This window comes from Erwinia amylovora, from assembly GCF_017161565.1.
GTDB classification, from domain to species: Bacteria; Pseudomonadota; Gammaproteobacteria; order Enterobacterales; family Enterobacteriaceae; genus Erwinia; species Erwinia amylovora.
Genome location: NZ_CP066796.1, coordinates 280,998 through 299,225 on the forward strand (window position 1 = coordinate 280,998; position 18,228 = coordinate 299,225).

General features: G+C 51.3%; 33 protein-coding genes. All 33 read left to right on the forward strand.

Annotated elements, in window-relative coordinates:
* Window positions 1-31 precede the first annotated feature (31 nt).
* Entirely contained in the window at window positions 32-754 is a 723-nt protein-coding gene (locus tag JGC47_RS01215) for a helix-turn-helix transcriptional regulator (RefSeq protein ID WP_004160615.1), read from the forward strand.
* On the forward strand, window positions 754-1,140 hold the full coding sequence (gene tusD, locus JGC47_RS01220; RefSeq protein ID WP_004160608.1) for a sulfurtransferase complex subunit TusD: 387 nt from the start codon (window positions 754-756) through the stop codon (window positions 1,138-1,140). The genes JGC47_RS01215 and tusD overlap by 1 nt, the downstream gene beginning before the upstream one ends.
* Window positions 1,140-1,499: a sulfurtransferase complex subunit TusC gene (gene tusC / locus JGC47_RS01225; RefSeq protein WP_004160606.1), complete on the forward strand. Its 360-nt coding sequence runs from the start codon at window positions 1,140-1,142 to the stop codon at window positions 1,497-1,499. The genes tusD and tusC overlap by 1 nt, the downstream gene beginning before the upstream one ends.
* Before the next feature lie 7 nt (window positions 1,500-1,506).
* Window positions 1,507-1,794 carry a sulfurtransferase complex subunit TusB gene (tusB, locus tag JGC47_RS01230; protein WP_004160605.1) on the forward strand — a complete coding sequence of 96 codons (288 nt, stop codon included), beginning with the start codon at window positions 1,507-1,509 and terminating at the stop codon, window positions 1,792-1,794.
* A 126-nt stretch (window positions 1,795-1,920) separates the two neighbouring features.
* Window positions 1,921-2,295, forward strand: coding sequence for a 30S ribosomal protein S12 (gene rpsL, locus JGC47_RS01235; RefSeq protein ID WP_003852912.1), 375 nt, complete (start codon window positions 1,921-1,923; stop codon window positions 2,293-2,295).
* 96 nt (window positions 2,296-2,391) lie between these two features.
* Window positions 2,392-2,862 (forward strand): 30S ribosomal protein S7, encoded by a 471-nt coding sequence (gene rpsG, locus JGC47_RS01240; protein ID WP_004160604.1) that lies wholly within the window; start codon window positions 2,392-2,394, stop codon window positions 2,860-2,862.
* A 94-nt stretch (window positions 2,863-2,956) separates the two neighbouring features.
* Entirely contained in the window at window positions 2,957-5,065 is a 2,109-nt protein-coding gene (fusA, locus tag JGC47_RS01245; protein ID WP_004160597.1) for an elongation factor G, read from the forward strand.
* Between the two features lie 72 nt (window positions 5,066-5,137).
* Entirely contained in the window at window positions 5,138-6,322 is a 1,185-nt protein-coding gene (gene tuf / locus JGC47_RS01250; protein ID WP_004160596.1) for an elongation factor Tu, read from the forward strand.
* A 331-nt stretch (window positions 6,323-6,653) separates the two neighbouring features.
* Window positions 6,654-6,965 carry a 30S ribosomal protein S10 gene (gene rpsJ, locus JGC47_RS01255; protein WP_001181005.1) on the forward strand — a complete coding sequence of 104 codons (312 nt, stop codon included), beginning with the start codon at window positions 6,654-6,656 and terminating at the stop codon, window positions 6,963-6,965.
* Window positions 6,966-6,997: 32 nt separating this feature from the next.
* The gene (rplC, locus tag JGC47_RS01260) at window positions 6,998-7,627 is read left to right on the forward strand and encodes a 50S ribosomal protein L3 (RefSeq protein WP_004160595.1); all 630 of its coding nucleotides are present in this window, start codon (window positions 6,998-7,000) and stop codon (window positions 7,625-7,627) included.
* Window positions 7,628-7,637: 10 nt separating this feature from the next.
* Entirely contained in the window at window positions 7,638-8,243 is a 606-nt protein-coding gene (gene rplD, locus JGC47_RS01265; RefSeq protein ID WP_004160594.1) for a 50S ribosomal protein L4, read from the forward strand.
* The gene (gene rplW / locus JGC47_RS01270; protein WP_004160593.1) at window positions 8,240-8,542 is read left to right on the forward strand and encodes a 50S ribosomal protein L23; all 303 of its coding nucleotides are present in this window, start codon (window positions 8,240-8,242) and stop codon (window positions 8,540-8,542) included. Before rplD ends, rplW begins: the two co-directional genes overlap by 4 nt.
* 17 nt (window positions 8,543-8,559) lie before the next feature.
* Complete coding sequence (gene rplB, locus JGC47_RS01275) at window positions 8,560-9,381, forward strand: 50S ribosomal protein L2 (RefSeq protein ID WP_004160592.1); 822 nt, start codon at window positions 8,560-8,562, stop codon at window positions 9,379-9,381.
* A 16-nt stretch (window positions 9,382-9,397) separates the two neighbouring features.
* Complete coding sequence (gene rpsS / locus JGC47_RS01280; RefSeq protein WP_004160590.1) at window positions 9,398-9,676, forward strand: 30S ribosomal protein S19; 279 nt, start codon at window positions 9,398-9,400, stop codon at window positions 9,674-9,676.
* Between the two features lie 14 nt (window positions 9,677-9,690).
* A complete protein-coding gene (gene rplV / locus JGC47_RS01285; protein WP_000447532.1) occupies window positions 9,691-10,023 on the forward strand; it encodes a 50S ribosomal protein L22 in 333 nt (110 codons plus the stop codon).
* Window positions 10,024-10,040: 17 nt separating this feature from the next.
* Window positions 10,041-10,739, forward strand: coding sequence for a 30S ribosomal protein S3 (rpsC, locus tag JGC47_RS01290; RefSeq protein WP_002919766.1), 699 nt, complete (start codon window positions 10,041-10,043; stop codon window positions 10,737-10,739).
* A 12-nt stretch (window positions 10,740-10,751) separates the two neighbouring features.
* Window positions 10,752-11,162 carry a 50S ribosomal protein L16 gene (rplP, locus tag JGC47_RS01295; protein ID WP_004160587.1) on the forward strand — a complete coding sequence of 137 codons (411 nt, stop codon included), beginning with the start codon at window positions 10,752-10,754 and terminating at the stop codon, window positions 11,160-11,162.
* Complete coding sequence (gene rpmC, locus JGC47_RS01300) at window positions 11,162-11,353, forward strand: 50S ribosomal protein L29 (RefSeq protein WP_004160585.1); 192 nt, start codon at window positions 11,162-11,164, stop codon at window positions 11,351-11,353. Before rplP ends, rpmC begins: the two co-directional genes overlap by 1 nt.
* Window positions 11,353-11,607 (forward strand): 30S ribosomal protein S17, encoded by a 255-nt coding sequence (rpsQ, locus tag JGC47_RS01305; protein ID WP_004160584.1) that lies wholly within the window; start codon window positions 11,353-11,355, stop codon window positions 11,605-11,607. The genes rpmC and rpsQ overlap by 1 nt, the downstream gene beginning before the upstream one ends.
* A 166-nt stretch (window positions 11,608-11,773) precedes the next feature.
* Window positions 11,774-12,145, forward strand: coding sequence for a 50S ribosomal protein L14 (gene rplN, locus JGC47_RS01310; protein WP_004164855.1), 372 nt, complete (start codon window positions 11,774-11,776; stop codon window positions 12,143-12,145).
* 10 nt (window positions 12,146-12,155) lie between these two features.
* Window positions 12,156-12,470, forward strand: a complete 315-nt coding sequence (rplX, locus tag JGC47_RS01315) for a 50S ribosomal protein L24 (RefSeq protein WP_004160582.1) — start codon at window positions 12,156-12,158, stop codon at window positions 12,468-12,470.
* Window positions 12,471-12,484: 14 nt separating this feature from the next.
* Window positions 12,485-13,024, forward strand: a complete 540-nt coding sequence (rplE, locus tag JGC47_RS01320; RefSeq protein ID WP_004160580.1) for a 50S ribosomal protein L5 — start codon at window positions 12,485-12,487, stop codon at window positions 13,022-13,024.
* Between the two features lie 13 nt (window positions 13,025-13,037).
* Window positions 13,038-13,343 carry a 30S ribosomal protein S14 gene (rpsN, locus tag JGC47_RS01325; RefSeq protein ID WP_004160578.1) on the forward strand — a complete coding sequence of 102 codons (306 nt, stop codon included), beginning with the start codon at window positions 13,038-13,040 and terminating at the stop codon, window positions 13,341-13,343.
* 30 nt (window positions 13,344-13,373) lie between these two features.
* Entirely contained in the window at window positions 13,374-13,766 is a 393-nt protein-coding gene (gene rpsH / locus JGC47_RS01330) for a 30S ribosomal protein S8 (protein ID WP_004160576.1), read from the forward strand.
* Window positions 13,767-13,777: 11 nt separating this feature from the next.
* The gene (gene rplF, locus JGC47_RS01335) at window positions 13,778-14,311 is read left to right on the forward strand and encodes a 50S ribosomal protein L6 (protein ID WP_004160574.1); all 534 of its coding nucleotides are present in this window, start codon (window positions 13,778-13,780) and stop codon (window positions 14,309-14,311) included.
* A 9-nt stretch (window positions 14,312-14,320) separates the two neighbouring features.
* On the forward strand, window positions 14,321-14,674 hold the full coding sequence (gene rplR / locus JGC47_RS01340; RefSeq protein ID WP_004160572.1) for a 50S ribosomal protein L18: 354 nt from the start codon (window positions 14,321-14,323) through the stop codon (window positions 14,672-14,674).
* Window positions 14,675-14,688: 14 nt separating this feature from the next.
* Window positions 14,689-15,189 (forward strand): 30S ribosomal protein S5, encoded by a 501-nt coding sequence (rpsE, locus tag JGC47_RS01345; protein WP_004160571.1) that lies wholly within the window; start codon window positions 14,689-14,691, stop codon window positions 15,187-15,189.
* Window positions 15,190-15,194: 5 nt separating this feature from the next.
* On the forward strand, window positions 15,195-15,374 hold the full coding sequence (gene rpmD, locus JGC47_RS01350; RefSeq protein ID WP_004160569.1) for a 50S ribosomal protein L30: 180 nt from the start codon (window positions 15,195-15,197) through the stop codon (window positions 15,372-15,374).
* A 3-nt stretch (window positions 15,375-15,377) separates the two neighbouring features.
* Window positions 15,378-15,812 (forward strand): 50S ribosomal protein L15, encoded by a 435-nt coding sequence (gene rplO, locus JGC47_RS01355; protein WP_004160568.1) that lies wholly within the window; start codon window positions 15,378-15,380, stop codon window positions 15,810-15,812.
* Between the two features lie 7 nt (window positions 15,813-15,819).
* Window positions 15,820-17,151 carry a preprotein translocase subunit SecY gene (gene secY / locus JGC47_RS01360; RefSeq protein WP_004160567.1) on the forward strand — a complete coding sequence of 444 codons (1,332 nt, stop codon included), beginning with the start codon at window positions 15,820-15,822 and terminating at the stop codon, window positions 17,149-17,151.
* Window positions 17,152-17,183: 32 nt separating this feature from the next.
* Window positions 17,184-17,300, forward strand: a complete 117-nt coding sequence (rpmJ, locus tag JGC47_RS01365) for a 50S ribosomal protein L36 (RefSeq protein WP_004160566.1) — start codon at window positions 17,184-17,186, stop codon at window positions 17,298-17,300.
* A 146-nt stretch (window positions 17,301-17,446) separates the two neighbouring features.
* Window positions 17,447-17,803, forward strand: coding sequence for a 30S ribosomal protein S13 (gene rpsM / locus JGC47_RS01370; protein WP_004160565.1), 357 nt, complete (start codon window positions 17,447-17,449; stop codon window positions 17,801-17,803).
* 16 nt (window positions 17,804-17,819) lie between these two features.
* Complete coding sequence (gene rpsK, locus JGC47_RS01375) at window positions 17,820-18,209, forward strand: 30S ribosomal protein S11 (RefSeq protein ID WP_004160563.1); 390 nt, start codon at window positions 17,820-17,822, stop codon at window positions 18,207-18,209.
* The last annotated feature ends 19 nt before the right edge of the window (window positions 18,210-18,228 follow it).

The window sequence follows — 18,228 nt, forward strand, 5'->3', positions numbered from 1 at the left end:
ACAGGCTCTTGTCAAAGGGTGGTGTCGTTTCATGTCTAATTCACTTCTTTCCGGAGAGGTCGCGGAGTCCGAGCTGTTGGAACAGCGCCCGTTCATGCCCGGCGATTTTGAAATCCTCAAATCCTACGAAGCCGTTGTCGATGGTCTTGCCATGCTGATTGGTACGCACTGCGAAATCGTTCTGCACTCGCTGGAAGACCTTAAGTGTTCTGCGGTACGCATTGCCAATGGCGAACATACCGGGCGTAAAATAGGCTCGCCGATCACCGATCTGGCTTTGCGCATGCTGCATGATATGGCCGGTACGGATAGCAACGTTTCAAGAACCTACTTTACCCGGGCGAAGAGCGGTGTGCTGATGAAATCGGTCACCATTGCTATCCGCAATCGCGATCGACGGGTCATCGGACTGCTATGCATCAATATGAACCTCGATGTGCCGTTTTCCCAGGTAATGGCTACTTTTATGCCGCCGGAGACCCAGGAAGTCGCCTCCGCGGTCAACTTCGCTTCCTCGGTAGAGGACCTGGTCACCCAAACGCTGGAATTTACCATTGAAGAGGTCAGCACCGACCGTAACGTTTCCAACAACGCCAAGAATCGCCAGATCGTGCTAAACCTGTATGAGAAAGGCATTTTTGATATCAAAGATGCGATCAATCAGGTTGCTGACCGCCTGAACATCTCTAAACATACGGTATACCTCTATATTCGTCAGTTTAAGAATGATGATTTCCACGGACAGGAGAAGTAATGCGTTTTTGCCTGATGGTGACCGGTCCCGCTTATGGTTCGCAGCATGCCAGCAGCGCCTGGCTGTTTGCCAGTGAACTGGTGGCGCAGGGGCATACACTTGAAAGTGTTTTCTTCTATCGTGAGGGCGTACTGAATGCCAGTGAACTCAATGCCCCCGCCAGTGATGAAGTCGACCTGACCCGGCGCTGGCAGCAGTTACGCCAGCAGCATGGTGTGGCGCTGAATATATGCGTTGCGGCGGCGCTGCGGCGTGGCATCAGTGATGAGCAGGAAGCGGAGAATCTTGGGCTCGCTTCGGCCAACCTGGCTCAGGGGTTTACGCTTACCGGGCTGGGCGCGCTGGCTGAAGCCGCGCTCAGCTGCGATCGACTGGTACAATTCTGATGAAATCTGTCGCTTTTGTTTTCACTCAGGGGCCGCACGGCTCCAGCGCCGGACGTGAAGGTCTGGATGCCGTGCTGGCTACCTCGGCACTGAGCGATGAGGTCGCGCTGTTTTTTGTCAGTGACGGCGTGCTGCAGCTGACCAGCGGCCAGCAGCCCCAGCGCATCCTGGCGCGCAACTACATCGCCACCTTTGGCGTTCTGCCTTTATATGATATCGAACGCTGTTATGTTTGTGCGGCGGCGCTGGCTGAACGGGGTATTACCACCGGCATCCAACGCGTGTTGCCAGCCGAAGTCCTGGCCCCGCAGGCGCTGCGTCAGATGCTGAATGACTACGACCGGGTGATCACTTTCTGAGGAAACCATGCTGCATACCCTGACAACCTCGCCATTTCGCTGTGATTTTCCCGCCATACTTCGGCTGCTGGCTGCGGACGATGATGTTTTATTGCTGCAGGATGGCGTGATTGCCGCACTGGAAGGCAGCGCGGCACTTGAGGCGCTGCTGAATGCCCCCATCAATCTGTATGCGCTAAGGGAAGATCTGCAAGCGCGTGGCCTTATTGCTCAAATTTCGCCCAAGGTCGCAGCGGTAAGCTATACTGATTTTGTTAAGCTGACGGTGCGAAATCCGCAACAAATGGCCTGGTAACGACGGTAATCCTGGTTATTTCTTGACTCTTTTTCAGCTCAGCCCTAAAATTCTGCGGCCTCGTGATTCTACGAGGCGATTTATTACGTGTTTACGAAGCAAAAGCTAAATCCCAGGAGCTATTTAATGGCAACAGTTAACCAGCTGGTTCGCAAACCACGCGTACGCAAAGTTGCAAAAAGCAACGTGCCTGCGCTGGAAGCCTGCCCGCAGAAACGTGGTGTATGTACTCGTGTGTACACGACTACCCCTAAAAAACCGAACTCCGCACTGCGTAAAGTGTGTCGTGTTCGTTTAACCAACGGTTTTGAAGTCACCTCCTACATCGGTGGTGAAGGTCATAACCTGCAGGAACACTCCGTGATCCTGATCCGTGGCGGTCGTGTAAAAGACTTGCCAGGTGTGCGTTACCACACCGTCCGTGGCGCGCTGGACTGCTCAGGTGTTAAAGACCGTAAGCAGGCTCGCTCCAAGTACGGCGTGAAGAAGCCAAAGGCTTAATGGTTCTCCGTTAAGTAAGGCCAAACGTTTTAACTTAAATGTCATAATAAACTCATAGAGTTTTGGACAATCCTGAATTAACAACGGAGTATTCCTATGCCACGTCGTCGCGTCATTGGTCAGCGTAAAATTCTGCCAGATCCTAAGTTCGGATCAGAGCTGCTGGCCAAATTCGTAAACATCCTGATGGTAGATGGTAAAAAATCTACTGCTGAAACAATCGTTTATAACGCGCTGGAGACCCTGGCTCAGCGTTCGGGTAAAAACGAGCTGGAAGCATTTGAAGTAGCCCTGGACAACGTCCGCCCAACCGTGGAAGTGAAATCCCGTCGCGTTGGTGGTTCTACTTATCAGGTACCAGTTGAAGTCCGTCCGGTTCGTCGTAATGCCCTGGCAATGCGTTGGATCGTTGAAGCTGCTCGTAAACGCGGTGATAAATCTATGGCTCTGCGCCTGGCGAACGAACTTTCTGATGCTGCGGAAAACAAAGGTACCGCAGTGAAGAAACGTGAAGACGTTCACCGTATGGCCGAAGCCAACAAGGCGTTCGCTCACTACCGCTGGTAACAGCTCTGTAGTTGTTATTAACCCAGCGGGCGTTCAAGTAGCCAACCCGCTGGGATTTGACTGCCTTAGAACGTCCGAGAATCAGAGGAATCAAATGGCTCGTACAACACCCATAACGCGCTACCGTAACATTGGTATCAGCGCACACATCGACGCCGGTAAGACGACAACTACCGAACGTATTCTGTTCTACACCGGTGTAAACCACAAAATCGGTGAAGTGCATGATGGCGCAGCCACCATGGACTGGATGGCGCAGGAGCAGGAGCGTGGCATCACCATTACCTCCGCAGCGACTACCGCTTTCTGGTCTGGTATGGCTAAGCAGTTCGAGCCGCACCGCGTCAACATTATCGACACCCCAGGACACGTTGACTTCACCATCGAAGTAGAGCGCTCAATGCGTGTACTCGATGGCGCAGTGATGGTTTACTGTGCTGTTGGTGGCGTGCAGCCACAGTCTGAAACCGTATGGCGTCAGGCTAACAAATACAAAGTTCCTCGTATCGCGTTCGTTAACAAAATGGACCGTATGGGTGCTAACTTCCTGAAAGTTGTCAGCCAGATCAAATCTCGCCTGGCGGCTAACCCGGTTCCCATTCAGTTGGCAATCGGCGCGGAAGAGAAATTCACCGGTGTTGTTGACCTGGTGAAAATGAAAGCCATCAACTGGAACGATGCCGATCAGGGCGTGACCTTCGAATACGAAGAGATCCCGGCTGATATGCAGGAACTGGCTGAAGAATGGCACCAGAACCTGGTTGAATCCGCAGCAGAAGCCTCTGAAGAGCTGATGGAGAAATACCTGGGTGGTGAAGAACTGACTGAAGAAGAGATCAAAAGTGCTCTGCGTCAGCGCGTTCTGAACAATGAAGTTATCCTGGTCACCTGTGGTTCTGCCTTTAAGAACAAAGGTGTGCAGGCGATGCTGGATGCGGTAGTTGAATATCTGCCGGCACCTACTGACGTTACCGCGATTAACGGTATCCTGGACGATGGTAAAGACACTCCGGCCGTGCGTCACTCTGACGACAAAGAGCCGTTTGCTGCGCTGGCGTTCAAAATTGCTACCGACCCGTTTGTTGGTAACCTGACCTTCTTCCGCGTGTACTCTGGGGTGGTTAACTCCGGTGACACCGTGATGAACCCGGTTAAATCGCAGCGTGAGCGTCTGGGCCGTATCGTTCAGATGCACGCTAACAAGCGTGAAGAGATCAAAGAAGTTCGTGCAGGCGACATCGCTGCAGCTATCGGTCTGAAAGACGTAACTACCGGTGACACCCTGTGTGACCCGAGCAACGTGATCATTCTGGAGCGTATGGAGTTCCCTGAGCCGGTTATCTCCGTTGCGGTTGAACCAAAAACCAAAGCTGACCAGGAAAAAATGGGTCTGGCTCTTGGCCGTCTGGCGAAAGAAGATCCATCATTCCGCGTGTGGACTGATGAAGAATCTGGTCAGACTATCATCGCCGGTATGGGTGAGCTTCACCTCGACATCCTGGTTGACCGTATGAAACGTGAGTTCAACGTTGAAGCCAACGTTGGTAAGCCTCAGGTAGCCTACCGTGAAACCATCCGTGAGACCGTTAAGGATGTTGAAGGTAAGCATGCTAAGCAGTCGGGTGGTCGCGGTCAGTTCGGTCACGTGGTGATCGATATGGGGCCTCTGGAAGCTGGCGGTCCTGGCTACGAGTTCGTCAACGACATCGTGGGTGGTTCGATTCCTAAAGAATTCATCCCGGCCGTTGATAAAGGTATTCAGGAGCAGCTGAAGTCCGGTCCACTGGCTGGTTATCCTGTTGTTGATATCAAGGTTCGTCTGCATTACGGTTCATACCATGATGTTGACTCCTCCGAGCTGGCGTTTAAACTGGCTGCTTCTCTGGCCTTTAAATCTGCGTTCGGTAAAGCAAAACCTGTGCTCCTTGAGCCGGTGATGAAGGTTGAAGTCGAAACGCCAGAAGACTACATGGGTGACGTAATCGGTGACCTTAACCGTCGTCGCGGCATGATCGAAGGTATGGAAGATACTTCTACCGGTAAGACCGTTCGTGCTCAGGTACCACTGTCTGAAATGTTTGGTTATGCAACTGACCTGCGTTCACAGACTCAGGGCCGCGCTTCATACTCTATGGAGTTCCTGAAGTACGCTGAAGCGCCGAACAACGTCGCTCAGGCCGTTATCGAAGCCCGTGGCAAATAAGTTCTCGGGTTTACACCATTGATCCCGTGCTCGCCTCCCACAGGGTGAGCACAGAAAGTAAGGAATATCGCCGTGGCTAAAGAAAAATTTGAACGTTCCAAACCGCACGTCAACGTAGGTACTATCGGCCACGTTGACCACGGTAAAACCACCCTGACTGCAGCTATCACCACCGTTCTGGCTAAAACCTACGGCGGCGCTGCTCGTGCATTCGATCAGATCGATAACGCACCGGAAGAAAAAGCGCGTGGTATCACCATCAACACTTCACACGTTGAATATGACACCGAGTCTCGCCACTACGCGCACGTTGACTGCCCTGGCCACGCCGACTATGTGAAAAACATGATCACCGGTGCTGCGCAGATGGACGGCGCGATTCTGGTAGTTGCTGCGACTGACGGCCCAATGCCTCAGACTCGTGAGCACATCCTGCTGGGTCGCCAGGTTGGCGTGCCATACATCATCGTGTTCCTGAACAAATGTGACATGGTTGATGATGAAGAGCTGCTGGAGCTGGTTGAGATGGAAGTCCGTGACCTGCTGTCACAGTACGACTTCCCAGGCGACGACACGCCAATCGTTCACGGTTCTGCGCTGAAAGCGCTGGAAGGTGAAGCAGAGTGGGAAGCGAAGATCATCGAACTGGCTGGTCACCTGGATAACTACATCCCGGAACCAGAGCGTGCGATTGACAAGCCGTTCCTGCTGCCAATCGAAGACGTGTTCTCTATCTCTGGCCGTGGTACTGTTGTTACCGGTCGTGTAGAGCGCGGTGTGGTTAAAGTGGGTGAAGAAGTTGAAATCGTTGGTATCAAAGATACCGTGAAATCAACCTGTACCGGCGTTGAGATGTTCCGTAAGCTGCTGGACGAAGGCCGTGCGGGTGAGAACTGTGGTATCCTGCTGCGCGGTATCAAGCGCGAAGATATCCAGCGTGGTCAGGTTCTGGCGAAGCCAGGCACCATCAAGCCACACACCAAGTTCGAGTCAGAAGTTTATATTCTGTCTAAAGACGAAGGCGGCCGTCATACTCCGTTCTTCAAAGGCTACCGTCCACAGTTCTACTTCCGTACTACTGACGTGACCGGGACTATCGAACTGCCAGAAGGCGTTGAGATGGTGATGCCAGGCGACAACATTCAGATGGTTGTGACCCTGATCCACCCAATCGCGATGGACGACGGTCTGCGTTTCGCCATCCGTGAAGGTGGTCGTACCGTTGGTGCGGGTGTTGTTGCTAAAGTTATCGCTTAATTGCTGATATCTGTCTGACAAGGTTATCCCTGTCAGAGCAAACAGAAAAGGGCGCTTCGGCGCTCTTTTTTTTGCACGCATTTCAGGACGCAGTGGGGCATACACAGAAAAGCAATATTACCGTTGCTTTGTCTAAGAATGTACGTATAATACGCGGGCCTGCCAATAGGGTATGGCGCAACTTGATATGAGTTGCAGACTGGTGCGCAAGTGCTTGTCTACAATACTCGCGATATGCGGGTTATGTGCTCAACGATTACACTCCCCCATCAATCGTAATGGGTGTGGGTAGTAATTATTTTCGTTTATAAATAATTGGAGCTCTGGTCTCATGCAGAACCAAAGAATCCGTATCCGTCTTAAAGCGTTTGATCATCGTCTGATCGATCAATCAACTGCGGAAATCGTAGAGACTGCCAAGCGCACTGGTGCGCAGGTACGTGGTCCTATCCCGCTGCCGACCCGTAAAGAGCGCTTTACCGTTCTGATCTCCCCGCACGTCAACAAAGATGCGCGCGATCAGTATGAAATTCGCACTCACAAGCGTCTGGTTGACATCGTTGAGCCAACTGAAAAAACGGTTGATGCTCTGATGCGTCTGGATCTGGCTGCCGGTGTAGACGTGCAGATCAGCCTGGGTTAATCAGGTCATTGAGCGATTGAGAGGTTGAAACAATGATTGGTTTAGTCGGTAAAAAAGTGGGTATGACCCGTATCTTCACAGAAGATGGCGTCTCTATCCCGGTAACCGTGATCGAAATTGAAGCAAACCGCGTTACTCAGGTCAAAGGCCTGGAAAACGACGGTTACACTGCTATTCAGGTAACTACCGGTGCTAAAAAAGCTAACCGTGTAACTAAGCCTGCAGCAGGACACTTTGCTAAAGCTGGCGTTGAAGCTGGCCGTGGTCTGTGGGAATTCCGCACTGCTGAAGGCGCAGAGTTCACCGTAGGTCAGAGCATTAATGTTGACATTTTCGCTGACGTGAAAAAAGTTGACGTGACTGGAACATCTAAAGGTAAAGGTTTTGCCGGTACTGTTAAGCGCTGGAATTTCCGTACTCAGGATGCGACTCACGGTAACTCCTTGTCTCACCGCGTTCCGGGTTCTATCGGTCAGAACCAGACTCCGGGCAAAGTGTTCAAAGGCAAGAAAATGGCAGGCCAGCTGGGTAACGAACGTGTCACCGTTCAGAGCCTGGACGTGGTACGCGTTGACGCTGAGCGCAACCTGCTGCTGGTTAAAGGTGCAGTTCCCGGTGCTACCGGTAGCGACCTTATCGTTAAACCAGCTGTGAAGGCGTAAGGGGATAGCAATGGAATTAGTATTGAAAGACGCGCAAAGCGCGCTGACTGTTTCCGAAACTACCTTCGGTCGTGATTTCAACGAAGCGCTGGTACACCAGGTTGTTGTTGCTTATGCAGCAGGTGCCCGTCAGGGTACCCGTGCTCAGAAGACGCGTGCTGAAGTCACTGGTTCAGGCAAAAAGCCTTGGCGCCAGAAAGGTACCGGCCGTGCGCGTGCAGGTTCTGCAAAGAGCCCAATCTGGCGTTCAGGTGGTGTAACCTTCGCTGCGAAGCCTCAGGACCACAGTCAAAAAGTGAACAAAAAGATGTACCGCGGCGCGCTGAAAAGCATCCTGTCCGAACTGGTACGTCAAGATCGTCTGATCGTTGTCGAGCAGTTCTCTCTGGAAGCACCTAAAACTAAGCTGCTGGTAGAGAAACTGAAAGACATGGCTCTGGAAGACGTGCTGATCATCACCGGCGAACTGCAAGAGAATCTGTTCCTGGCCGCGCGTAACCTGTACAAGGTTGACGTACGTGATGCAGCGGGTATCGACCCAGTTAGCCTGATCGCCTTCGACAAAGTCGTTATGACTGCTGATGCAGTTAAGCAAGTTGAGGAGATGCTGGCATGATCCGTGAAGAACGTCTGCTGAAAGTACTGCGCGCGCCGCACGTATCTGAAAAAGCATCTGCTGCGATGGAAAAAACCAACACCATCGTTCTCAAAGTTGCGAAAGATGCGACCAAAGCAGAAATCAAAGCCGCTGTACAGAAACTTTTCGAAGTGGAAGTCGAAGTCGTGAACACTTTGCTGGTTAAAGGCAAGTCTAAGCGTCAAGGACAGCGTATTGGTCGTCGTAGCGACTGGAAAAAAGCTTACGTCACCCTGAAGGAAGGCCAGAATCTGGACTTCGCAGGCGGCGCTGAGTAAGTCGGAGGAGAAGAACAATGGCAATTGTTAAATGTAAACCGACATCTCCGGGTCGTCGTCACGTAGTTAAAGTGGTGAACCCAGAGCTGCACAAGGGCAAACCATTTGCCCCGCTGGTAGAAAAAAACAGCAAATCTGGCGGCCGTAACAACAATGGTCGTATCACTACCCGTCATATCGGTGGTGGTCACAAGCAGGCTTACCGTATTGTTGACTTCAAACGCAACAAAGATGGTATCCCAGCGACCGTTGAACGTCTTGAGTACGATCCGAACCGCTCTGCGAACATCGCACTGGTTCTGTACAAAGACGGTGAACGCCGTTACATCCTGGCCCCTAAAGGCCTGAAAGCTGGCGACCAGATTCAGTCTGGCGTTGATGCTGCGATCAAAGCGGGTAACACCCTGCCGATGCGTAACATCCCAGTCGGTTCTACCGTGCACAACGTAGAAATGAAACCAGGCAAAGGCGGTCAGATTGCTCGCTCAGCCGGTACTTACGTGCAGATCGTGGCGCGTGAAGGTTCTTACGTCACCTTGCGTCTGCGTTCAGGTGAAATGCGCAAAGTCGAATCTGACTGCCGCGCAACCCTGGGCGAAGTCGGTAACGCAGAGCACATGCTGCGCGTTCTGGGTAAAGCCGGTGCCGCTCGTTGGCGTGGTGTTCGTCCTACCGTTCGCGGTACTGCGATGAACCCAGTCGATCACCCGCACGGTGGTGGTGAAGGTCGTAACTTTGGTAAGCACCCGGTATCCCCGTGGGGCCTCCAGACCAAAGGTAAGAAGACCCGTAGCAACAAGCGTACTGATAAGTTTATCGTACGTCGCCGTAGCAAATAATTTTAGAGGATAAGCCATGCCACGTTCTCTCAAGAAAGGTCCTTTTATTGACCTGCACTTGCTGAAGAAGGTAGAGAAAGCTTTGGAAAGCGGAGACAAGAAGCCACTGCGCACCTGGTCCCGTCGTTCAACGATCTTCCCTAACATGATCGGTTTGACCATCGCTGTCCATAATGGTCGTCAGCACGTTCCTGTCTTTGTTTCCGACGAAATGGTCGGTCACAAACTGGGTGAATTTGCTCCGACTCGTACTTATCGCGGCCACGCGGCTGATAAAAAAGCCAAGAAACGCTAAGGCAGGAGGAAGAGATGGAAACTATCGCTAAACATCGCCACGCTCGTTCTTCTGCACAGAAGGTTCGCCTGGTAGCGGATCTTGTACGCGGTAAGAAAGTGTCGCAGGCTCTGGACATTCTGACCTACACCAATAAGAAAGCGGCTGTACTGGTCAAGAAGGTTCTGGAATCTGCCATTGCTAACGCCGAACACAACGATGGCGCTGACATTGATGATCTGAAAGTCACGAAGATTTTCGTAGACGAAGGCCCAAGCATGAAGCGCATTATGCCGCGTGCAAAAGGTCGTGCAGATCGCATCCTGAAGCGCACCAGCCACATTACTGTGGTTGTGTCCGATCGCTGAGACTCTGGAGACTAGCAATGGGTCAGAAAGTACATCCTAATGGTATTCGCCTGGGTATTGTTAAACCCTGGAACTCTACCTGGTTCGCCAATACCAAAGAATTCGCTGACAACCTGGACAGCGACTTTAAAGTTCGTCAGTTCCTGACTAAAGAACTGGCTAAAGCATCCGTTTCTCGTATCGTTATCGAGCGTCCGGCTAAGAGCATCCGTGTGACCATTCACACCGCTCGTCCTGGCATCGTGATCGGTAAGAAAGGTGAAGATGTAGAAAAACTGCGCAAGGTCGTCGCGGATATCGCTGGCGTTCCTGCACAGATCAATATCGCCGAAGTCCGTAAACCGGAACTGGACGCTAAATTGGTTGCTGACAGCATCACTTCACAGCTGGAGCGTCGTGTGATGTTCCGTCGTGCTATGAAGCGTGCGGTACAGAACGCAATGCGTCTGGGCGCGAAAGGGATCAAAGTTGAAGTTAGTGGCCGTCTGGGCGGTGCAGAAATCGCGCGTACCGAATGGTACCGTGAAGGCCGCGTGCCATTGCACACTCTGCGTGCAGACATTGACTACAACACCTCTGAAGCGCACACCACTTATGGTGTCATCGGCGTTAAGGTATGGATCTTCAAAGGTGAGATCCTGGGTGGTATGGCTGCTGTTGAACAACCGGAACCGGCTGCTCAACCTAAAAAGCAGCAGCGTAAAGGCCGTAAGTAAGGAGAGTCGCTGATGTTACAACCAAAGCGTACAAAATTCCGTAAAGTGCACAAAGGCCGCAACCGTGGTCTCGCGCAGGGTACGGATGTTAGCTTCGGTACTTTCGGTCTGAAAGCTGTTGGCCGTGGTCGTCTGACCGCTCGTCAGATCGAAGCAGCACGTCGTGCTATGACCCGTGCAGTTAAGCGTCAAGGTAAAATTTGGATCCGAGTATTCCCGGACAAACCAATTACCGAGAAGCCGCTGGAAGTGCGTATGGGTAAAGGTAAAGGTAACGTGGAGTATTGGGTTGCCTTGATCCAGCCAGGTAAAGTCCTGTATGAAATGGACGGTGTTACGGAAGAGCTGGCCCGTGAAGCATTCAAGCTGGCAGCAGCAAAACTGCCTATCAAAACCACCTTTGTAACTAAGACGGTGATGTAATGAAAGCAACAGAGCTGCGTGAAAAAAGCGTTGAAGAGCTGAACACTGAGCTACTTAACCTGCTGCGTGAGCAGTTCAATCTGCGCATGCAGGCGGCATCCGGCCAGCTTCAACAGACTCATGTGTTGAAGCAGGTGCGTCGTGATGTTGCACGCGTTAAGACTTTACTGACTGAGAAGGCGGGTGCGTAATGACCGATAAAATCCGTACTCTGCAAGGTCGCGTGACTAGTGACAAAATGGAGAAATCCATTGTTGTGGCTATCGAACGTTTCGTGAAGCACCCAATTTACGGGAAGTTCATCAAGCGTACGACCAAATTGCACGTACACGACGAGAACAACGAATGTGGAATCGGCGACGTGGTGATCATCCGCGAATGCCGCCCACTGTCCAAGACGAAGTCCTGGACGCTGGTTCGCGTTGTAGAGAAAGCGATTCTGTAATAGAATCCGCTTCTCTAAAAAATAAGATAAACGGCTCGTCTGAGCCGTTTATTTTTTCTACCCATAGTCGATAAGCAGTGTTATAATGCTGCGCCCTCAATTATGGGGCTATTAAACGACCTGAATCAGGTCCCGAAGTAGTAGTTGACATTAGCGGAGCACTAAAATGATCCAAGAACAGACTATGCTGAACGTCGCCGACAACTCCGGTGCACGTCGCGTAATGTGTATCAAGGTTCTGGGTGGCTCGCACCGTTGCTACGCAGGCGTAGGCGACATCATCAAGATTACCATCAAGGAAGCAATTCCTCGCGGTAAGGTTAAGAAGGGTGATGTGCTGAAGGCGGTAGTGGTGCGCACCAGGAAGGGTGTTCGTCGCCCGGACGGTTCTGTCATTCGCTTCGATGGTAATGCATGCGTTATTTTAAACAATAACAGTGAGCAGCCTATCGGAACGCGTATTTTTGGGCCGGTAACTCGTGAACTTCGTACTGAAAAGTTCATGAAAATTATCTCACTGGCACCAGAAGTACTCTAAGGAGCGAAAAATGGCAGCTAAAATCCGTCGCGATGACGAAGTTATCGTGCTGACCGGCAAAGATAAAGGTAAGCGCGGTAAAGTAAAAAATGTCCTGTCTTCTGGCAAGGTCATTGTTGAAGGTATCAACCTGGTTAAAAAACATCAGAAGCCGGTTCCGGCCCTGAACCAACCAGGCGGCATCGTTGAAAAAGAAGCGGCTATTCAGGTTTCTAACGTTGCACTCTTCAACTCGGCAACCGGTAAGGCTGACCGTGTAGGCTTTAGATTCGAAGACGGCAAAAAAGTCCGTTTCTTCAAGTCTAACAGCGAAACTATCAAGTAATTTGGAGTAGTACGATGGCGAAACTGCATGATTACTACAAAGACGAAGTAGTTAAAAAACTCATGACTGAGTTTAGCTACAATTCTGTCATGCAAGTCCCTCGGGTCGAGAAGATCACCCTGAATATGGGTGTGGGTGAAGCGATCGCTGACAAGAAACTGCTGGATAACGCAGCAGCCGATTTGGCAGCAATCTCCGGTCAAAAGCCGTTTATCACCAAAGCACGCAAGTCAGTTGCAGGCTTCAAAATCCGTCAGGGCTATCCGATCGGCTGTAAAGTAACTCTGCGTGGCGAACGCATGTGGGAGTTCTTTGAGCGTCTGATTTCTATTGCTGTTCCACGTATCCGTGACTTCCGTGGCCTGTCCGCTAAGTCATTTGATGGCCGTGGCAACTACAGCATGGGCGTTCGTGAGCAGATCATCTTCCCAGAAATCGACTATGACAAGGTCGACCGCGTTCGTGGTATGGATATTACCATCACCACTACTGCGAAATCTGATGATGAAGGCCGCGCACTGTTGGCTGCTTTTAACTTCCCGTTCCGCAAGTAAGGCAGGGTTACTGATGGCTAAGCAATCGATGAAAGCACGCGAAGTCGTTCGTGTGAAACTGGCTGATAAGTACCGCGCTAAACGCGAGGAACTGAAAGCGATCATTTCTAGCGTGAACTCGTCCGACGAAGATCGTTGGAATGCCGTTCTCAAGCTGCAAACTCTGCCGCGTGATTCCAGCCCGTCCCGTCAGCGCAAGCGCTGCCGCCAAACTGGCCGTCCACATGGTTATGTGGGCAAATTCGGGTTGAGCCGTATCAAGTTGCGTGAAGCCGCCATGCGCGGTGAAGTACCTGGCTTGAAAAAGGCTAGCTGGTAATTACCAATTGAATCACGGGAGTAAAGACAGATGAGCATGCAAGATCCGATCGCGGATATGCTGACCCGTATCCGTAACGGTCAATCCGCGAATAAAGTAGCGGTCACCATGCCTTCCTCCAAGCTGAAATTGGCGATTGCCAACGTGCTGAAGGAAGAAGGCTATATTGAAGAATTTAAAGTCGAAGGCGACACCAAGCCAGAACTGGAACTGACTCTTAAGTATTTCCAGGGTAAGGCTGTGGTAGAAAGCATTCAGCGTGTAAGCCGTCCAGGTCTGCGTATCTATAAACGCAAAGACGAACTGCCAAAAGTAATGGCTGGACTGGGTATCGCTGTTGTTTCTACCTCCAAAGGTGTTATGACCGATCGTGCAGCGCGCCAGGCTGGTCTTGGCGGCGAAATTATCTGCTACGTAGCTTAATCGGAGGAAAAATGTCTCGTGTTGCTAAAGCACCTGTCGTCATTCCTGCCGGCGTAGAGGTAAAACTCAACGGTCAGGTTATTTCGATTAAAGGTAAAAACGGCGAGCTGACTCGTACGCTCAACAATGCCGTAGAAGTTAAGCATGCTGACAACGCCCTGACTTTCGCCCCGCGCGAAGGTTTTGCGGATGGTTGGGCGCAGGCAGGTACTTCTCGCGCTCTGCTGAACGCTATGGTTATCGGTGTTACCGAAGGCTTCACCAAGAAGCTGCAGCTGGTTGGTGTAGGTTATCGTGCGGCCGTGAAAGGCAACGCAGTGAGTTTAGCTCTTGGCTTCTCTCACCCCGTTGAACACGCGCTGCCAGCGGGCATCACTGCTGAATGTCCAACCCAGACTGAAATCGTGCTGAAAGGCGCTGATAAACAGCTGATTGGTCAGGTAGCAGCCGATCTACGCGCCTACCGTCGTCCTGAGCCTTATAAAGGCAAGGGTGTTCGTTACGCCGACGAAGTCGTGCGTACCAAAGAGGCTAAGAAGAAGTAAGGTAACACTATGGATAAGAAATCTGCTCGTATCCGTCGTGCGACCCGCGCACGTCGCAAGCTCAAGGAGCTGGGTGCTACTCGCCTGGTGGTACATCGTACCCCGCGTCATATTTACGCACAGGTAATCGCACCTAACGGTTCTGAAGTCCTGGTTGCCGCTTCTACTGTAGAAAAAGCAATCAGTGAGCAACTGAAGTACACTGGAAACAAAGACGCTGCCGCTGCTGTTGGTAAAGCAGTTGCTGAACGCGCAATCGAAAAAGGCATCACTGGTGTTTCTTTCGACCGTTCTGGTTTCCAATATCATGGTCGTGTCCAGGCACTGGCAGATGCTGCCCGTGAAGCTGGCCTACAGTTCTAAGGTAGAGGTGTAAGATGGCACACATCGAAAAACAAGCTGGCGAACTGCAGGAAAAGCTGATCGCGGTTAATCGCGTATCTAAAACCGTAAAAGGTGGTCGTATTTTCTCCTTCACAGCTCTGACTGTTGTTGGTGATGGTAATGGTCGCATCGGTTTTGGTTACGGTAAAGCGCGTGAAGTTCCAGCAGCGATCCAGAAAGCGATGGAAAAAGCTCGTCGCAATATGATCAATGTCGCGCTGAACAACGGCACCCTGCAGCACCCGGTTAAAGGCGTGCACACAGGATCTCGCGTGTTCATGCAGCCAGCTTCAGAAGGTACCGGTATTATCGCCGGTGGTGCAATGCGCGCCGTTCTGGAAGTTGCTGGGGTTCATAACGTTCTGGCTAAAGCCTACGGTTCCACCAACCCGATCAACGTGGTTCGTGCAACTCTGGATGGCCTGGCCAACATGAATTCCCCAGAAATGGTCGCTGCCAAGCGTGGCAAATCCGTTGAAGACATTCTGGGGTAATGACCATGGCTAAGACTATTAAGATTACTCAAACCCGCAGCTCGATCGGTCGTTTGCCTAAACATAAGGCAACACTGCTTGGCCTGGGTCTGCGTCGTATTAACCACACCGTAGAGCGTGAAGACACGCCAGCTGTACGCGGTATGGTTAACGCGATTTCCTACATGGTTAAAGTGGAGGAGTAACAGATGCGTTTAAATACTCTGTCTCCGGCCGACGGCTCCAAACACGCGCCTAAACGTCTGGGTCGTGGTATTGGTTCTGGTCTCGGCAAAACCGGCGGTCGCGGTCACAAAGGTCAGAACTCACGTTCTGGCGGTGGCGTACGTCGTGGTTTTGAAGGCGGCCAGATGCCGCTGTACCGTCGTCTGCCGAAATTCGGTTTCACCTCTCGCAAAGCAATGGTCACTGCAGAAGTTCGTCTGTCTGACCTGGCGAAAGTTGAAAGCGGTATCGTCGACCTGAACACGCTGAAAGCGGCTAATATTATCGGTATTCAGATTGAGTTCGCGAAAGTGATCCTGTCTGGCGAAGTTGCTGCACCGGTAACGATTCGTGGTCTGCGTGTCACTAAAGGCGCTCGTGCTGCAATCGAAGCTGCTGGCGGTAAAATTGAGGAATAAGTAGCAGATGGCTAAGCAACCGGGATTAGATTTTCAAAGTGCCAAAGGCGGTTTTGGTGAACTAAAACGCAGACTTCTGTTTGTGATTGGTGCGCTGATTGTCTTCCGCATTGGTTCTTTTATTCCAATTCCTGGTATTGATGCCACTGTACTTGCCAAACTGCTTGAGCAACAGCGCGGCACCATCATTGAAATGTTTAACATGTTCTCTGGTGGTGCTCTTAGCCGTGCTTCTATCTTTGCTCTGGGTATTATGCCGTATATCTCGGCTTCTATTATTATCCAGCTGCTGACGGTGGTTCATCCCGCGTTAGCTGAAATTAAGAAAGAAGGGGAGGCTGGCCGTCGTAAGATTAGCCAGTACACCCGTTACGGTACTCTGGTATTAGGTATTTTCCAGGCGGTAGGTATTGCTACCGGTCTGCCGAATATGCCTGGAATGCAGGGCCTGGTGTTAAATCCCGGCTTTGCTTTCTACTTTACCGCTGTTGTCAGTCTGGTTACCGGGACGATGTTCCTGATGTGGCTGGGCGAGCAGATTACTGAACGAGGTATCGGCAACGGCATCTCGATCATTATCTTTGCTGGTATTGTTGCGGGTCTGCCGCCGGCCATTGGCCATACCATCGAGCAAGCGCGGCAAGGCGACCTGCACTTCCTCCTGTTACTGTTGGTTGCAGTTCTCGTATTTGCAGTGACCTTCTTCGTTGTTTTCGTTGAGCGTGGTCAACGCCGCATTGTGGTGAACTATGCGAAACGTCAGCAAGGCCGTCGCGTCTATGCTGCACAGAGTACACATTTACCGTTGAAAGTGAACATGGCCGGCGTTATTCCTGCTATCTTTGCTTCCAGCATTATCCTGTTCCCGGCAACGATTGCTTCCTGGTTCGGGGGCGGTACCGGTTGGAACTGGCTGACGACGATTTCTATGTCATTACAGCCTGGCCAGCCGCTTTATGTGCTACTCTATGCGACTGCAATCATCTTCTTCTGTTTCTTCTACACGGCGTTGGTTTTCAACCCGCGTGAAACAGCAGATAACCTGAAGAAGTCTGGTGCATTTGTACCAGGTATTCGTCCGGGAGAACAGACGGCGAAGTATATCGATAAAGTAATGACTCGCCTGACCTTAATCGGTGCGCTGTACATTACCTTTATCTGCCTGATCCCGGAGTTCATGCGTGATGCGATGAAAGTTCCATTCTACTTCGGCGGGACATCCCTGCTGATCGTAGTGGTTGTCATCATGGACTTTATGGCTCAAGTGCAAACTCTGATGATGTCTAGTCAGTATGAGTCTGCATTGAAGAAAGCAAACCTGAAAGGCTATGGCCGTTAATTCAGGCGCTTGAGAAGTTACGGAGAGTAAAAATGAAAGTTCGTGCTTCCGTCAAGAAATTATGTCGTAACTGCAAAATCATTCGTCGCGACGGTGTTGTGCGTGTGATTTGTAGTGCCGAGCCAAAGCATAAACAGCGCCAAGGCTGATTTAATCGCATATTTTTCTTGCAAAGTCGGGTTGAGCTGGCTAGATTAGCCAGCCAATCTTTTGTATGTCTGTGCGTTTCCATTTGAGTATCCTGAAAACGGGCTTTTCGGCATGGGACGCATAAGTAATTAAATAGGAGTGCATAGTGGCCCGTATAGCAGGCATTAACATTCCTGATCATAAACATACCGTTATCGCATTAACTGCAATTTTCGGTATCGGTAAAACCCGTTCACAGTCCATCTGTGCATCTACGGGCATTGCCGAAAATGTTAAGATCAGTGAGCTGTCTGAAGAGCAAATCGACATTCTGCGTGAAGCAGTGGCGAAATTTGTTGTTGAAGGCGATCTGCGTCGTGAAGTCACCCTGAGCATCAAGCGTCTTATGGACCTTGGTTGCTATCGTGGTTTGCGTCATCGTCGTGGTCTTCCAGTGCGCGGTCAGCGTACCAAGACCAACGCACGTACCCGTAAGGGTCCGCGTAAACCGATCAAGAAATAATCGGGGTGATTGAATAATGGCAAAGGCACCAGTTCGTGCACGCAAGCGTGTAAGAAAGCAAGTCTCTGATGGCGTGGCTCATGTCCATGCGTCTTTTAACAACACCATCGTTACTATTACCGACCGTCAGGGTAATGCGTTGGGTTGGGCAACAGCCGGTGGTTCCGGCTTCCGTGGTTCTCGTAAGTCTACGCCGTTCGCTGCGCAGGTTGCTGCAGAGCGTTGCGCAGAGGCCGTGAAAGATTACGGTATTAAGAACTTGGAAGTTATGGTTAAGGGTCCTGGTCCAGGCCGCGAATCAACGATTCGTGCTCTGAACGCTGCTGGTTTCCGCATCACTAATATTACTGATGTGACTCCGATCCCTCACAACGGTTGTCGTCCGCCGAAAAAACGTCGCGTATAACGCCCCGTTTTTTAGGAAT

Coding starts and splice junctions, on each gene's coding strand:
- rpmD (WP_004160569.1), top strand. CDS start 15,195: ATGGCTAAGACTATTAAGATTACTCAAACCCGCAGCTCGATCGGTCGT.
- rplX (WP_004160582.1), top strand. CDS start 12,156: ATGGCAGCTAAAATCCGTCGCGATGACGAAGTTATCGTGCTGACCGGC.
- rpsN (WP_004160578.1), top strand. CDS start 13,038: ATGGCTAAGCAATCGATGAAAGCACGCGAAGTCGTTCGTGTGAAACTG.
- rpsH (WP_004160576.1), top strand. CDS start 13,374: ATGAGCATGCAAGATCCGATCGCGGATATGCTGACCCGTATCCGTAAC.
- rpmC (WP_004160585.1), top strand. CDS start 11,162: ATGAAAGCAACAGAGCTGCGTGAAAAAAGCGTTGAAGAGCTGAACACT.
- JGC47_RS01215 (WP_004160615.1), top strand. CDS start 32: ATGTCTAATTCACTTCTTTCCGGAGAGGTCGCGGAGTCCGAGCTGTTG.
- rplR (WP_004160572.1), top strand. CDS start 14,321: ATGGATAAGAAATCTGCTCGTATCCGTCGTGCGACCCGCGCACGTCGC.
- rpsL (WP_003852912.1), top strand. CDS start 1,921: ATGGCAACAGTTAACCAGCTGGTTCGCAAACCACGCGTACGCAAAGTT.
- fusA (WP_004160597.1), top strand. CDS start 2,957: ATGGCTCGTACAACACCCATAACGCGCTACCGTAACATTGGTATCAGC.
- rplO (WP_004160568.1), top strand. CDS start 15,378: ATGCGTTTAAATACTCTGTCTCCGGCCGACGGCTCCAAACACGCGCCT.
- rpsQ (WP_004160584.1), top strand. CDS start 11,353: ATGACCGATAAAATCCGTACTCTGCAAGGTCGCGTGACTAGTGACAAA.
- rplW (WP_004160593.1), top strand. CDS start 8,240: ATGATCCGTGAAGAACGTCTGCTGAAAGTACTGCGCGCGCCGCACGTA.
- rpmJ (WP_004160566.1), top strand. CDS start 17,184: ATGAAAGTTCGTGCTTCCGTCAAGAAATTATGTCGTAACTGCAAAATC.
- tusB (WP_004160605.1), top strand. CDS start 1,507: ATGCTGCATACCCTGACAACCTCGCCATTTCGCTGTGATTTTCCCGCC.
- rplF (WP_004160574.1), top strand. CDS start 13,778: ATGTCTCGTGTTGCTAAAGCACCTGTCGTCATTCCTGCCGGCGTAGAG.
- rplD (WP_004160594.1), top strand. CDS start 7,638: ATGGAATTAGTATTGAAAGACGCGCAAAGCGCGCTGACTGTTTCCGAA.
- rpsK (WP_004160563.1), top strand. CDS start 17,820: ATGGCAAAGGCACCAGTTCGTGCACGCAAGCGTGTAAGAAAGCAAGTC.
- tusC (WP_004160606.1), top strand. CDS start 1,140: ATGAAATCTGTCGCTTTTGTTTTCACTCAGGGGCCGCACGGCTCCAGC.
- rplE (WP_004160580.1), top strand. CDS start 12,485: ATGGCGAAACTGCATGATTACTACAAAGACGAAGTAGTTAAAAAACTC.
- rplN (WP_004164855.1), top strand. CDS start 11,774: ATGATCCAAGAACAGACTATGCTGAACGTCGCCGACAACTCCGGTGCA.
- rpsJ (WP_001181005.1), top strand. CDS start 6,654: ATGCAGAACCAAAGAATCCGTATCCGTCTTAAAGCGTTTGATCATCGT.
- rplB (WP_004160592.1), top strand. CDS start 8,560: ATGGCAATTGTTAAATGTAAACCGACATCTCCGGGTCGTCGTCACGTA.
- rpsC (WP_002919766.1), top strand. CDS start 10,041: ATGGGTCAGAAAGTACATCCTAATGGTATTCGCCTGGGTATTGTTAAA.
- rplC (WP_004160595.1), top strand. CDS start 6,998: ATGATTGGTTTAGTCGGTAAAAAAGTGGGTATGACCCGTATCTTCACA.
- rpsS (WP_004160590.1), top strand. CDS start 9,398: ATGCCACGTTCTCTCAAGAAAGGTCCTTTTATTGACCTGCACTTGCTG.
- rplV (WP_000447532.1), top strand. CDS start 9,691: ATGGAAACTATCGCTAAACATCGCCACGCTCGTTCTTCTGCACAGAAG.
- rpsE (WP_004160571.1), top strand. CDS start 14,689: ATGGCACACATCGAAAAACAAGCTGGCGAACTGCAGGAAAAGCTGATC.
- secY (WP_004160567.1), top strand. CDS start 15,820: ATGGCTAAGCAACCGGGATTAGATTTTCAAAGTGCCAAAGGCGGTTTT.
- tusD (WP_004160608.1), top strand. CDS start 754: ATGCGTTTTTGCCTGATGGTGACCGGTCCCGCTTATGGTTCGCAGCAT.
- rpsG (WP_004160604.1), top strand. CDS start 2,392: ATGCCACGTCGTCGCGTCATTGGTCAGCGTAAAATTCTGCCAGATCCT.
- rplP (WP_004160587.1), top strand. CDS start 10,752: ATGTTACAACCAAAGCGTACAAAATTCCGTAAAGTGCACAAAGGCCGC.